This window comes from Bradyrhizobium sp. S3.12.5 (assembly GCF_040548225.1).
GTDB classification, from domain to species: Bacteria; Pseudomonadota; Alphaproteobacteria; order Rhizobiales; family Xanthobacteraceae; genus Bradyrhizobium; species Bradyrhizobium cytisi.
In genome coordinates this window covers 68,655-81,114 of record NZ_JBEPRF010000029.1, presented here as the reverse complement: position 1 = coordinate 81,114, position 12,460 = coordinate 68,655, and the positions used below count along the sequence as shown (strand labels likewise).

11 protein-coding genes are annotated in these 12,460 nt (G+C 62.8%); 10 read left to right on the top strand and 1 reads right to left on the bottom strand.

Annotated features, from left to right (window positions below; all coding sequences use genetic code 11):
- Window positions 1-132: 132 nt before the first annotated feature.
- Window positions 133-2,196 (top strand): FAD-dependent oxidoreductase, encoded by a 2,064-nt coding sequence (locus ABIC09_RS32485; protein WP_354111822.1) that lies wholly within the window; start codon window positions 133-135, stop codon window positions 2,194-2,196.
- Between the two features lie 135 nt (window positions 2,197-2,331).
- Window positions 2,332-4,344 (top strand): ABC transporter ATP-binding protein, encoded by a 2,013-nt coding sequence (locus tag ABIC09_RS32480; RefSeq protein WP_354111821.1) that lies wholly within the window; start codon window positions 2,332-2,334, stop codon window positions 4,342-4,344.
- Here the strand turns inward: ABIC09_RS32480 and ABIC09_RS32475 are convergent.
- Window positions 4,272-5,510: an FAD-dependent oxidoreductase gene (locus ABIC09_RS32475; protein ID WP_354111820.1), complete on the bottom strand. Its 1,239-nt coding sequence runs from the start codon at window positions 5,508-5,510 to the stop codon at window positions 4,272-4,274. The two genes, ABIC09_RS32480 and ABIC09_RS32475, sit on opposite strands and share 73 nt — an antisense overlap.
- A gap of 669 nt (window positions 5,511-6,179) precedes the next feature.
- Between ABIC09_RS32475 and rpsL the strand changes: the two genes are divergently transcribed.
- From rpsL to ABIC09_RS32435, 8 genes are all read left to right on the top strand, one after another.
- Entirely contained in the window at window positions 6,180-6,551 is a 372-nt protein-coding gene (gene rpsL / locus ABIC09_RS32470) for a 30S ribosomal protein S12 (RefSeq protein WP_007603006.1), read from the top strand.
- Window positions 6,552-6,566: 15 nt separating this feature from the next.
- Complete coding sequence (rpsG, locus tag ABIC09_RS32465) at window positions 6,567-7,037, top strand: 30S ribosomal protein S7 (RefSeq protein ID WP_148750332.1); 471 nt, start codon at window positions 6,567-6,569, stop codon at window positions 7,035-7,037.
- 33 nt (window positions 7,038-7,070) lie between these two features.
- Window positions 7,071-9,143, top strand: coding sequence for an elongation factor G (fusA, locus tag ABIC09_RS32460; protein WP_354111819.1), 2,073 nt, complete (start codon window positions 7,071-7,073; stop codon window positions 9,141-9,143).
- Between the two features lie 40 nt (window positions 9,144-9,183).
- On the top strand, window positions 9,184-10,374 hold the full coding sequence (gene tuf, locus ABIC09_RS32455) for an elongation factor Tu (protein WP_148750334.1): 1,191 nt from the start codon (window positions 9,184-9,186) through the stop codon (window positions 10,372-10,374).
- Window positions 10,375-10,460: 86 nt separating this feature from the next.
- On the top strand, window positions 10,461-10,769 hold the full coding sequence (gene rpsJ / locus ABIC09_RS32450) for a 30S ribosomal protein S10 (RefSeq protein WP_002712302.1): 309 nt from the start codon (window positions 10,461-10,463) through the stop codon (window positions 10,767-10,769).
- Between the two features lie 53 nt (window positions 10,770-10,822).
- Entirely contained in the window at window positions 10,823-11,539 is a 717-nt protein-coding gene (gene rplC, locus ABIC09_RS32445) for a 50S ribosomal protein L3 (RefSeq protein WP_148750335.1), read from the top strand.
- A gap of 1 nt (window position 11,540) precedes the next feature.
- Window positions 11,541-12,161, top strand: coding sequence for a 50S ribosomal protein L4 (rplD, locus tag ABIC09_RS32440; RefSeq protein WP_011088150.1), 621 nt, complete (start codon window positions 11,541-11,543; stop codon window positions 12,159-12,161).
- Window positions 12,158-12,460, top strand: coding sequence for a 50S ribosomal protein L23 (locus ABIC09_RS32435; protein ID WP_027535292.1), 303 nt, complete (start codon window positions 12,158-12,160; stop codon window positions 12,458-12,460). Before rplD ends, ABIC09_RS32435 begins: the two co-directional genes overlap by 4 nt.

Here is a 12,460-nt window from a genome sequence, read left to right as displayed (position 1 = left end):
TGCTTTGTTTGCCTGTTGCGGTGCAGGATCAACCTTTGTTCATCTTTCCTTCAGTCAGAAAAGCGCTTCTGCTAGGGGAGCTTAGACCGGTGGTCCCGTGACGGGGGCAGGGCCGGAGACCACGGAACTGATATGCTTGATCTCGCAATCGTAGGCGGCGGCCCCGGCGGGCTGATGAGCGCCTGGTACCTGAAGCGTAAGCTCGGCGACCTCTGCCGCATCACCATCTATGAAGCCTCCGACCGGCTCGGCGGCAAGATCGTCACGCGCAAATTCGATTCCGCGCCGGCGATGTACGAGGCCGGCGTCGCCGAGATCTACGATTACTCGATGACGGGTCCCGATCCGCTGCGCGAGCTGATCCAGCATTTCGGCCTGCAGACCATTCCGATGGATGCCGAGCAGGTGCAGTTCGGCGGCGAGCTGCTCAATGACGTCGCCGGCATGCGCCGCAAATACGGCGCCAAGACTGCGGCTGCGATCGAGTCGTTTCGCAAGCGCTGTGCCGACGCGATGTCGCCGATCGAATATTACGAGGGCGTCGGCGCGCACGACAACGAGAACCCCTGGGCCTACAAGACCGCCGAGCAGGTGCTCGACGAGGAGGTCGAGGACGAGATCGCAAAGCGCTTCTTCAAGGTGATGGCGCGCTCCGATCTCGCGACCGAAAGCCACAACACCAACGGCCTCAACGCACTCAAGAACTATCTGATGGATGTCGACGGCTATATCGGCCTCTATTCCATCCAGAACGGCAACGAGCAGCTGATCGAATGCCTGCAGTCGGAGGTCAACGCCGACATCCAGCTCAATCACCGCGTGCTTACCGTCGGCAAGGCGACGACCGGCCGCTATCAGCTCAAGATGATGAACGGGAAGGGACCGGAGACGCGCGACTTTGATCTTGTGGTGGTCTGCCTGCCGCATTCCTGGCTCTCCACTGTCGGCTGGGAAGGCGAGCAACTGCGCAAGTCGATGGTCAAGCACGTCTCCTATTTCGACCGTCCCGCGCATTACCTGCGCGTCTCGATCCTGTTCGATTCCCCGTTCTGGGGAGACAAGATTCCCGGCGCCTGGTTCATGTCGGAAGCCTTCGGCGGCTGCTGCGTCTACAATGAAGGCGCGCGCCACGACGTCGGCAAGCACGGCGTCCTGAACTGGCTCATTCCGGGTTCCGATGCGCTGGCGTTCGCCAATCTGTCGGATCAGGAGCTGATCGACGCCGCGCTGAAATCGCTGCCGGCTTCGCTCGGCGATGCGCGTGCTTATTTCATGGAAGGCAAGATCCACCGCTGGCTGTCGTCGGTGAACGCGATCCCGGGCGGTCTGCCCGTGCGCGACGTCATGACCAATCACCGGCCCGAGCCGAAGCAACATCCCGGCATCGTCGTGGTCGGCGATTATCTGTTCGACTCCACGCTGAACGGCCTGCTCGACTCATCGGACGCGGCGACCGACATCATCCTGACCGAGATGATGCGGCTGCGCCGCGAGCATGCCCAGGATAGCAAGCCAGTTTCGGACAAGATCGACCGCGATTATTTCGAGAACTATCGCGGCGTCGGCCCTTATAGCGAAGCGTGGCGGCAGTTCACCGATCCCGACTACCTTGCAGAGCTGATCGGCATCGTCTGGGACACGGCGAAGGGCGCAAAACTCCTGGTCGCGGGCTCCGCCAGCGGCGAGCTGGTCGGCGCGCTGCGCGAGCGAGGCATCGACGCCTGGGGCATCGAGAACAACCGCGCCATTCATGCCAAGACGCCGAAGGCGCTGAAGAAGTACAACAAGCTGGGATCGATCCTGGACATGCCGTTCAAGGACGGCGCGTTCGACTACGTGTTCGAGACCAGTCTCTGCCACGTTGCCCCGAAGCAGGTGGCCCGCGCGATCCGCGAGTTGAACCGCGTGGTCAAGACCGGCCTCGTGTTCGGCTCGATCACCTCGGACATGGCCTCAGTCGTGATCGACCGCTACGACCTGCTGCGCGGGGTCAAGAAGCTCGGCACCTGGTGGGAATGGTCCGAACTGTTCTTCGGCAACGGCTTCGATCTGTCGATGCACCGCAAGGACTGCACCGACGCGCTCTGGTCGGCGACGCTTGCCGCCAACAAAGGGCCGGGGCAGTGGTATGCCGACGCCGACTCCTTGCGTTATTCCTTCTTCGACAAGGTCGAGGACGAAGACAACGACGACTAGCATCACAGGGCGGATGGATTCGCCAATTGTTTTGCTGAATTCATCCTGATCGCATAGAATCGGTGGCAGTAGCGGCGCTCCGCTATTTCCCTGCTTTCTCTGCGGTCATGCCGGCCGTCAGCATCGGTTGGTTTCATGGCGTCCAAGCCTCTCTCTCCCGACAAACAGAAGCTCGCCGCACAAGAGGCGGCCGAGCTCGAGGACAAGCTCGACACCGGTCACGAGCCGGAGCTGGAAGACGACAACGAAGACGAGGACGACGACGAGCTTGGGCTCGACGACGAGGATGACGAGGACCTCGTCGTCTTTACCGCCCGCGAAGCCGCCGGCGCGCTCGCGACCATCCTGGGCTTCGTCAAGCCGTTCCTGTCCAATTACAAGCGCATCCTGGGCTATGTAGCGTTCGGCGTTCTGGTCGAGACGCTGTTCAACGTCATCATGCCGCTCAGTCTGAAGTTCCTGATCGACGACGCGCTCGGCGAGGAGGATTTCCAGGCGCTGTACAAGATCCTCGGCGTGCTCGCGGTCGCCGGCATCTTCACCTCGATCGTCGCGGTCTGGTACGAGCGCTGGGACGCGCGGCTGGCCGCCTGCATCATCTCCGACGTCCGCAAGCGCCTGTTCGAGCACGTCCAGGACCTGCCGGCGGCCTATTTCGGCCGCACCAAGCGCGGCGAGATCCTGTCGCGCTTCTCCGTCGACCAGGCTGCCTTCGAGGGCTCGGTCAAGACCTTCGCCAACAGCGCGGCGCTGCCGTTCCTGGAGTTGATCGCCGGCATCATCCTGATGTTCTTCTTGAACTGGCAGCTCGCCGTGGTCGCTCTGCTGGTGTTCCCGATCACGCTGATCGGGCCGCGCATGCTCACCCCGAAAGCGGTGCAGGCCAATTACGAGCAGAAGCTCAACGAAAGCGCGCTGCTCGGAATGGTGCAGGAGAACGTGGCGGCGCAAGCGGTGATCAAGGCTTTCAGCCTGCAACGCAGGATGTTCGGCTTCTTCAGCTTCCGCAACGACGAGACCCGCAACAGGATTGCGTCCGCCGCGTTCCTGTCGACCATGGTGGAACGGACCGTCACCATCTCGGTGCTGCTGCTGCACCTCGTCGTGCTCGCGATCGGCGCGTATCTGGCGACCAAGGGCCAGATCACCATCGGCACCTTCGTCACCTTCGAGAGCGCGTTCTGGGAGGTCTCCTACAACATCGCCCATGTGATGCACTTCATCCCGGTGTCAATCTCCTCGGCCGCCGCGATCCGCCACATCCAGGAGCTGCTGGACGAGCCCACACGCGGCGCCGATCGTCCCGGCGCGCCCGATCTGCCGCGCATCACCCACGACATCACCTTCGACCACGTGACGTTCCAGTACGAGGGCGGCCAGACGCCGGTGCTGGACAATCTCAGCCTCAAGCTCAATGTCGGCAAGAGCATCGCCATCGTCGGTCCTTCCGGGTCCGGCAAGAGCACGCTGCTCAATCTGATCCTGCGGCTTTACGTGCCGGACGAGGGACGGGTCACCATCGACGGTGTCGACGTGCGCAAGGTGACGCTGAATTCGCTGCGCCGGAGCATGGCCCTGGTGTTCCAGGAGAACATGCTGTTCAACATGTCGATCCGGGAGAACATCAGGCTCGGCAAGGAAGGCGCGACCGACGAGGAGGTGGAGGACGCCGCCAGGAAGGCCGAGATCCACCGCTACATCATGAGCCTGCCGCAGCGCTACGAGACCCCGGTCGGCGAGCGCGGCGACACGCTGTCGGGCGGCCAGCGCCAGCGCATCGCGATCGCGCGCGCCATCATCCGCAATCCCTCGGTGCTGCTGCTCGACGAAGCCACCTCGGCGCTCGACCAGACCACGGAGGCCGCAATCAACCGCACATTGCTGAAGGTCGCCAAGGGCCGCACCATGATCTGGTCGACTCACCGCCTCTCCTCGGTGGTCGAGATGGACGAGATCATCGTGATTTCAGGAGGCAGGGCGATCGAGCGCGGTTCCCATGCCGAGCTGCTCGCCAGGAACGGCACCTACCGCAAGCTGTGGAATGACCAGACCCATCAGCCGCATAGCGCGGCGGCTCAAGCCGACGACGACAGCGACGATGACGACCTCGACGAGGATGATGAGGACGAGGACGACGAGGAGGAATGACCGAGGAAGTTCGGCTCCAGATGGAACGCCCCTCCCAGCCGCCGCAGTAGTCCCTGGCTCGACCACGCCATGAAGCGCGCCCAGCGCTGCGCGGTCCAGTACGGGCTCGTTGCAATCGACACCGAGCGGAAGTCGAAGGCTTTCGCCGCCGACCATTCATCACAGGCCTGCTTGACCGGGTCGGCGTAGAAGGCGGCGATCTTGTCCGCATCCATCCCGTCGGACGCCAGCCATTGCGGGATGTGGACGTTGCAGAGCCGCTCGACGTCGGTGAACACCTTGTCGCAACCGGTACCTGCGACCGGGCAGGAGGTGGCGAAGGCATCGCCCACCAGCACCACGCCGGGCTGATGGCTGGCATCGTTCACATAGAGATCGACCGGGCGGATCTTCAAGTCGCCTTGAATGTCGAGGGCACCGGTGATGCGCTTGAGCCGCGGCAGGGCGGCGTCCAGCGTTGCGGCCGGCGCGCGGCGCAGCTCGCGCAGCCAGGGATCGTCGAAGCCACGGTACACGAACAGATTGGCACGCATCCGCGTGCCGATCGGAAACAGCGTGATGTAGGGGATACGGTCGTTCGGCCGCTCCGAGAAATAGGTCAGCGCCGGGAAGTCGAACGAATTCCGCCCGGCCGGCACCACGTCGAACCCGATCGAGATCGAATGGCAGGCGCTGATGATGTTTCGCGTGATGCCGAGCTGGTGGCGCAGGCCGACATTCAGGCCGTTGGCGAGCACGACCAGGCGGGCTGAGATCGTCTCGGCATTGGCGAGCGAGATTCTCTGCCGTTCCGGGCTGGTCTCGACCGACACCGCTTTGGTCCAGATTCGCTCGACGGTTTCGGGAATCTCGTCGCGAATCGCGTTGACCAGGGAATCGTAAAGGATGTTGAACTGCCGGCTCGGCGCCTTGTCGAGGAGATGCCCGAACCGTGCGATCCAGTTCTCGCTGGAGAAGGTTGCCTGGCGCAGCACTGAGTCGGCGATTCCCGTCCGCTGGAATCGCTCGACCTGACCGTGACCGCTGAGTTTTTCGACGCGAAAGTCGGCCGGATAGGTCTCATGCGGGTCGATCAGCACCGCCGAAATGCCGGCGCGCCCCAGCATCGCGGCGACGGTCGAGCCGGCAAGTCCCCCGCCGATGATGGTAATGTCGGTGTACCGCATGGCGTTTGTCTCTGCCGAAGAGGGCAGATTGACGCATCAAGAGGAAAAAAAGCCTTAGCGCGGGTCATAAAAGTATATTTCTCCCGGGTATAATTTGCCGTCGGGCTGGCGGAACCGGCACTTCGACCCCATATCGGGGGAGGCGTGGGGAAGAAGGCGAACAGGCTTTTTCTACAGGCGCGATAAGCGCTTTCTGACGGTCATTTCACCTTGACTTGATCGATTCTCACTTATAGAAAGCGCCTCACTTAACGACAGGCGGTGAGCATCGCCAGCGTCGGTACGGAGCACCTGCCTGATCCCGTTGGGGTCGCTTGGCAGGCACCAACCTCGACGAATGCCGCTCAAACGCTGTCGCTTATAGCTAGGCAATGCCAGGCGAATTTAGGTCTCTTGAGCACGTTCTCTTGAGATCGAACTCGGATGCATGACCTCGGTGCGCGGGCTGCGGCGTTTTCGCCGACTGGCCCGAAGACTGCGGTCCTCTGTGCGTCGAAACGCTTTCCGCTCAGTGATGGAGCGGTTGGCGCAATTTCGCTTTGTGCGGATTGTTCCGTGCGAGGCGGGCCTCGTCGGGCGGGTAGCTCGAAAGAATTTGCGGTCCCGGCAACGGGCCGCGGCAAGACAGCGGGCCCGCAAGGGGCCGCGATAACAAAGGGTAAGGCCAGGATGCCGACGATCAACCAGCTGATCGCTCAACCGCGTGAAGTGCAGAAGTCGCGCAAGAAGGTGCCGGCGCTGCAGCAGTCGCCGCAGAAGCGTGGTGTTTGCACCCGCGTCTACACCACGACCCCGAAGAAGCCGAACTCGGCGCTTCGTAAGGTCGCCAAGGTGCGCCTGACCAACGGCTTCGAGGTGATCGGCTACATCCCGGGTGAGGGTCATAACCTCCAGGAGCACTCGGTGGTCATGATCCGCGGCGGTCGCGTCAAGGATTTGCCCGGCGTGCGCTACCACATCCTCCGCGGCGTTCTGGATACCCAGGGCGTCAAGAACCGTAAGCAGCGTCGTTCGAAGTACGGCGCCAAGCGTCCGAAGTAAGCGGGAACCACCTCAATGTCTCGTCGCCACTCAGCGGAAAAGCGCGAAGTTCTTCCCGATCCGAAGTTCGGGAACATCATCGTCACGAAGTTCATGAACTCGGTGATGTACGCCGGCAAGAAGTCGGTCGCCGAAGGCATCGTCTACGGTGCGTTCGGTCTCATCGAATCCAAGACCAAGCAGAACCCGCTCGGCGTGTTCGAGCAGGCACTCGAGAACGTCATGCCGACGATCGAAGTGCGCTCCCGCCGCGTCGGTGGTGCGACCTATCAGGTTCCGGTCGAGGTTCGCTCGGTGCGCCGTCAGGCGCTGGGCATTCGCTGGCTGATCTCGGCTGCGCGCGAGCGCAACGAAAAGACGATGACCGAGCGGCTCTCGGCGGAGCTTCTGGACGCATCGAACAACCGCGGGAACGCCGTCAAGAAGCGCGAAGACGTGCACCGGATGGCGGAAGCCAACCGCGCCTTCTCGCACTATCGCTGGTAACGGCGACACACTCGGACTCGCAAGGAACGACCCATGCCCCGCCTACATGCCATCGAGGACTACCGTAACTTCGGTATCATGGCGCATATTGACGCCGGCAAGACCACGACGACCGAGCGCATCCTCTATTACACCGGCAAGAGCCACAAGATCGGCGAAGTGCACGAAGGTGCCGCGACGATGGACTGGATGGAGCAGGAGCAGGAGCGTGGCATCACGATCACCTCGGCTGCGACCACCGCGTTCTGGGCCGGAAAGCGTCTGAACATCATCGACACCCCCGGCCACGTCGACTTCACCATTGAGGTCGAGCGTTCGCTACGCGTGCTCGACGGCGCCGTCTGCGTGCTCGACTCGAACCAGGGCGTTGAGCCCCAGACCGAGACCGTCTGGCGCCAGGGCGACAAGTACAAGGTTCCGCGCATCGTCTTCGCCAACAAGATGGACAAGACCGGCGCCGACTTCTTCAAGTGCCTGGCCGACATCGTTGACCGCCTCGGTGCCAAGCCGATCGCGATCCAGCTTCCGATCGGTGCCGAGAACAACTTCAAGGGTCTCGTCGACCTCGTGAAGATGAAGGGCATCGTCTGGAACGACGAGTCGCTCGGCGCGAAGTTCGACTATGTCGACATTCCGGAAGATCTCGTCGACCAGGCCAAGGAATACCGCGAGAAGATGGTGGAAGCCGCCGTCGAGCTCGACGACGATGCGCTCGCCGCTTTCCTCGACGGCAACGAGCCGGACGAAGCGACGCTGAAGCGGCTGATCCGCAAGGCGGTGCTGACCGGCGCGTTTTATCCCGTGCTGTGCGGCTCGGCCTTCAAGAACAAGGGCGTGCAGCCGCTGCTCGACGCCGTCGTCGACTATCTGCCGTCGCCGATCGACGTGCCTGCGATCAAGGGCACCGACGATCGCGGCAACGAGGTCGTGCGTAGGGCGGACGACAAGGAGCCGCTCGCGCTGCTCGCGTTCAAGATCATGGACGACCCGTTCGTCGGCACCATCACCTTCTGCCGCATCTATTCCGGCGTTCTCCAGAGCGGCACCGGCGTCGTGAACTCGACCCGCGAGAAGAAGGAGCGCATCGGGCGCATGCTGCTGATGCATGCGAACAACCGCGAGGACATCAAGGAAGCCTATGCCGGCGACATCGTCGCGCTGGCCGGCCTGAAGGAAGCGCGCACCGGTGACACGCTGTGCGATCCCGACAAGCAGGTGATCCTGGAAAAGATGGAATTCCCCGAGCCGGTCATCGAGATCGCGATCGAGCCGAAGTCCAAGGCCGACCAGGAAAAGCTAGGCGTGGCGCTGGCGAAGCTCGCTGCGGAGGATCCGTCCTTCCGCGTGTCGACCGATCAGGAGTCCGGCCAGACCATCCTCAAGGGCATGGGCGAACTTCACCTCGACATCAAGGTCGACATCCTCCGTCGCACCTACAAGGTCGACGCCAACATCGGCGCGCCGCAGGTGGCGTTCCGTGAGCGCGTGACCAAGAAGGCCGAGGTCAAGTACACCCACAAGAAGCAGACCGGCGGTACCGGTCAGTTCGCGGAAGTGTCGATCGTGGTCGAGCCGAACGAGCCCGGCAAGGGCTACGAGTTCGAGTCCAAGATCGTCGGCGGCGCGGTTCCGAAGGAATACATCCCCGGCGTCGAAAAGGGCCTCAACAGCGTGATGGGCTCCGGCGTGGTCGCGGGCTTCCCCGTGGTCGACGTCAAGGTTCAGCTCGTCGACGGCAAGTATCACGACGTCGACTCGTCGGCGCTCGCCTTCGAAATCGCATCGCGCGCGGCGTTCCGCGAAGCGCTGCAGAAGGGCAAGTCCGTCCTGCTCGAGCCGATCATGAAGGTCGAGGTGGTGACCCCGGAAGACTACACCGGCTCGGTCATCGGCGATCTGAATTCCCGGCGCGGTCAGATCCAGGGGCAGGACATGCGCGGCAACGCCAACGTCATCAACGCGATGGTGCCGCTCATGAACATGTTCGGTTACGTGAATAACCTGCGCTCGATGAGCCAGGGTCGCGCGACCTTCACCATGCAGTTCGACCACTACGCAGAAGCGCCGGCCAACGTGTCGGCAGAAGTCCAGAAGAAGTTTGCCTGATTGTCGTCGGTCCAGAGCTGACGATTGAACGGAGAGTCAAATGGCCAAAGCAAAGTTTGAACGTAACAAGCCGCACTGCAACATCGGCACCATCGGTCACGTCGACCATGGCAAGACGTCGCTGACCGCGGCGATCACCAAGGTTCTCGCCGAAGCCGGCGGCGCAACGTTCACCGCGTACGACCAGATCGACAAGGCGCCGGAAGAGAAGGCGCGCGGCATCACCATCTCGACCGCGCACGTCGAGTATGAGACCAAGAACCGCCACTACGCCCACGTCGACTGCCCCGGCCACGCCGACTACGTGAAGAACATGATCACCGGCGCCGCGCAGATGGACGGCGCGATCCTGGTCGTGTCGGCTGCTGACGGCCCGATGCCGCAGACCCGCGAGCACATCCTGCTCGCCCGCCAGGTCGGCGTGCCCGCACTCGTCGTGTTCCTGAACAAGTGCGACATGGTCGACGATCCGGAACTGCTCGAGCTCGTCGAGCTCGAAGTCCGCGAGCTGCTCTCGAAGTACGACTTCCCGGGCGACAAGATCCCGATCATCAAGGGTTCGGCGCTCGCCGCTCTCGAAGACTCCGACAAGAAGCTTGGCCACGAAGCCATCCTCGAGCTGATGAAGAGCGTCGACGAGTACATCCCGCAGCCGGAGCGTCCGATCGACCAGCCGTTCCTGATGCCGGTTGAAGACGTGTTCTCGATCTCGGGCCGCGGCACCGTCGTGACCGGCCGTGTCGAGCGCGGCATCGTCAAGGTCGGCGAGGAAATCGAGATCGTCGGTCTCCGTGCGACCCAGAAGACCACCGTCACCGGCGTCGAAATGTTCCGCAAGCTGCTCGACCAGGGCCAGGCCGGCGACAACATCGGTGCGCTGCTCCGCGGCACCAAGCGCGAAGACGTCGAGCGCGGCCAGGTGCTGTGCAAGCCGGGTTCGGTCAAGCCGCACACCAAGTTCAAGGCCGAGGCTTACATCCTCACCAAGGAAGAGGGCGGTCGCCACACCCCGTTCTTCACCAACTACCGTCCGCAGTTCTACTTCCGCACCACCGACGTGACCGGTGTCGTGCATCTGCCGGAAGGTACCGAGATGGTGATGCCGGGCGACAACATCGCGATGGAAGTGCACCTGATCGTGCCGATCGCGATGGAGGAGAAGCTCCGCTTCGCGATCCGCGAAGGTGGCCGCACCGTCGGCGCCGGCGTCGTCGCTTCGATCATCGAGTAAGCAAGCGAATAGGGAATGGCGAGTAGCGAGTGGGCCAGAACCACCTGCTATTCGCTACTCGCCACTCACCCAAGAAAGACACGGCAATGAACGGCCAAAATATTCGTATCCGTCTCAAGGCGTTCGACCATCGTATCCTCGATACGTCGACCCGCGAGATCGTGAACACGGCGAAGCGCACCGGTGCGCAGGTCCGCGGACCCATTCCGCTGCCCACCCGCATCGAGAAGTTCACCGTCAACCGTTCGCCCCACGTCGACAAGAAGAGCCGTGAACAGTTCGAGATGCGCACCCACAAGCGCCTGCTCGACATCGTCGATCCGACCCCGCAGACCGTCGATGCTTTGATGAAGCTCGACCTGGCCGCCGGTGTCGACGTCGAGATCAAGCTCTAAGATTTTTGGATCACGTTCGCCACTTGCGGACAGAAAGAACAGGAAGCACGCCGATGCGCTCCGGAGTGATCGCACAAAAGGTCGGGATGACGCGGGTCTTTACAGAGACCGGCGAACATATCCCCGTGACCGTGCTGAAGCTCGGCAATTGCCAAGTCGTAGCCCACCGCACTGAAGAGAAGAACGGCTACGTCGCCCTCCAGCTCGGGTCGGGTAGCCGCAAGACCGTGTATCTGCCCAAGGCAGAGCGCGGCCAGTTCGCGGTCGCCAAGGTCGAGCCGAAGCGTCAGGTCGAGGAGTTCCGCGTCTCCGCGGATGCCATGATCCCGGTTGGAGCCGAGATCCTCGCCGACCACTTCGTCGTCGGCCAGTTCGTCGATGTTACCGGCACCTCGGTCGGTAAGGGTTTTGCCGGCGGCATGAAGCGCTGGAACTTCGGCGGTCTGCGCGCCACCCACGGCGTGTCGGTTTCGCATCGCTCGATCGGTTCGACCGGCGGTCGTCAGGACCCCGGCAAGACCTGGAAGAACAAGAAGATGCCCGGCCACATGGGTGTCGACCGCATCACCACGCTCAACCTCCGGGTCGTTCAGCTCGACGTCGAGCGTGGCTTGATCCTCGTCGAAGGCGCCGTTCCCGGCTCCAAGGGCGGCTGGATCCGCGTGCGCGACGCCGTCAAGAAGCCGTTGCCGAAGGAAGCTCCGAAGCCTGGCAAGTTCAAGGTTGCGGGCGGCGAAGCGGAAGCCTCGGCCCAGCAAGAGGGTGCGTGAGATGGAATTGAAGGTCACCACCCTCGAGGGCAAGGAAGCGGGCTCCGTCCAGCTCTCCGACGCCATTTTCGGCCTCGAGCCGCGCCAGGACATCATTGCGCGTTGCGTGCAGTGGCAGCTCAACAAGCGCCAGGCCGGTACCCACAAGGCCAAGGGCCGCGCCGAGATCTGGCGCACCGGCAAGAAGATGTACAAGCAGAAGGGCACCGGCGGTGCTCGTCACGGCTCGGCCCGCGTGCCGCAGTTCCGCGGCGGCGGTCGTGCCTTCGGTCCGGTGGTGCGTTCGCATGCCACCGACCTGCCGAAGAAGGTCCGTGCGCTCGCCCTCAAGCATGCGCTCTCGGCCAAGGCCAAGGACGGCGATCTCCTCGTGATCGACAAGGCCGCGCTGGAAGCCGCCAAGACCAAGGCGCTGCTCGGTCACTTCTCGGGTCTGGGCCTCACCAACGCGCTGATCATCGACGGCGCCGAGCTCAACAACGGCTTTGCCGCTGCGGCCCGCAACATTCCGAACATGGACGTGCTGCCGATCCAGGGCATCAACGTCTATGACATCCTGCGCCGTCAGAAGCTTGTTCTGACCAAGGCCGCCATCGATGCGCTGGAGGCGCGCTTCAAATGACGAAGAACATCGAGGCTCGCCATTACGACGTGATCGTCGCCCCGGTCGTCACCGAAAAGGCGACGCTGGCGTCCGAGCACAACAAGGTCCTGTTCAAGGTGGCCGCCAAGGCGACCAAGCCGCAGATCAAGGAAGCGATCGAGAAGCTGTTTGACGTCAAGGTCAAGAGCGTCAACACGCTGGTCCGCAAGGGCAAGACCAAGGTCTTCCGCGGCAATCTCGGCTCGCAGTCGAACACCAAGCGCGCGATCGTGACCCTCGAAGAGGGTCATCGGATCGACGTGACCACCGGTCTGTAA

Coding starts and splice junctions, on each gene's coding strand:
- ABIC09_RS32485 (WP_354111822.1), top strand. CDS start 133: ATGCTTGATCTCGCAATCGTAGGCGGCGGCCCCGGCGGGCTGATGAGC.
- rplC (WP_148750335.1), top strand. CDS start 10,823: ATGCGCTCCGGAGTGATCGCACAAAAGGTCGGGATGACGCGGGTCTTT.
- tuf (WP_148750334.1), top strand. CDS start 9,184: ATGGCCAAAGCAAAGTTTGAACGTAACAAGCCGCACTGCAACATCGGC.
- rplD (WP_011088150.1), top strand. CDS start 11,541: ATGGAATTGAAGGTCACCACCCTCGAGGGCAAGGAAGCGGGCTCCGTC.
- rpsL (WP_007603006.1), top strand. CDS start 6,180: ATGCCGACGATCAACCAGCTGATCGCTCAACCGCGTGAAGTGCAGAAG.
- fusA (WP_354111819.1), top strand. CDS start 7,071: ATGCCCCGCCTACATGCCATCGAGGACTACCGTAACTTCGGTATCATG.
- ABIC09_RS32480 (WP_354111821.1), top strand. CDS start 2,332: ATGGCGTCCAAGCCTCTCTCTCCCGACAAACAGAAGCTCGCCGCACAA.
- ABIC09_RS32475 (WP_354111820.1), bottom strand. CDS start 5,510: ATGCGGTACACCGACATTACCATCATCGGCGGGGGACTTGCCGGCTCG.
- rpsJ (WP_002712302.1), top strand. CDS start 10,461: ATGAACGGCCAAAATATTCGTATCCGTCTCAAGGCGTTCGACCATCGT.
- rpsG (WP_148750332.1), top strand. CDS start 6,567: ATGTCTCGTCGCCACTCAGCGGAAAAGCGCGAAGTTCTTCCCGATCCG.
- ABIC09_RS32435 (WP_027535292.1), top strand. CDS start 12,158: ATGACGAAGAACATCGAGGCTCGCCATTACGACGTGATCGTCGCCCCG.